The sequence below is a fragment of the Staphylococcus sp. EG-SA-2 genome (genome assembly GCF_017152085.1).
On record NZ_JACYHC010001322.1, the window covers coordinates 1 to 594 of the forward strand.

1 protein-coding gene and 1 pseudogene are annotated in these 594 nt (G+C 29.5%); one reads left to right on the top strand and one right to left on the bottom strand.

Features of this window, described 5'->3' with window-relative positions; translation table 11 throughout:
• Positions 1 to 106, top strand: a 106-nt coding sequence (locus tag IDG60_RS23465; protein ID WP_241013421.1) for a hypothetical protein, incomplete at its 5' end; no start/stop codon positions are given.
• Positions 107 to 130: 24 nt separating this feature from the next.
• Here IDG60_RS23465 and mroQ read toward each other — a convergent pair.
• Positions 131 to 594, bottom strand: a pseudogene (gene mroQ / locus IDG60_RS21135) (CPBP family intramembrane glutamic endopeptidase MroQ); the annotation flags it as partial.

A 594-nucleotide genomic window follows, 5' to 3' on the forward strand; every position in this document is an offset into this window, starting at 1 on the left:
TTGGCTAGCAATTGTATGTTCTATGATGGTGGTATTTTCAATCATGCTATTCTTATTTGTAAAGCGAAATAAAAAGAAAAATAAAAACGAATCACAGCGACGATAATCCGTGTGTGATTCGTTTTTTATATTATGGAATAAAAATGTGATATATAAAATTCGCTTGTTCCGTGGCTTTTTTCAAAGCTTCAGGATTAAGTAATTGGAATATAACGACAAATCCGTTTTGTAACATATGGATAATAATTGGAACAGCAAGCCGTTTTGTCCATACATATGCTAATGAAAAAATGACACCCATACCAAAATAAACTGGAATAAATTTGAAATCATTATGTGCTAATGCAAATATTAATGAACTTACTGTTGTAGCAATAATAAATGCTACGATACGATTACCTTTAATCGCATTAAATAATTCTCCAAAGATTACTTTTCTGAATACGTATTCTTCTAATAAAGGACCGATAATAGATACAAAGAAGATAAATATAGGTATTTTTCGAGCAATAATAATTAGCTTTTCTGTATTAGGACTTACTTGTTGTCCACCATAAATTTGCGTTAATACAATGCTCACTACCATTTGATAAA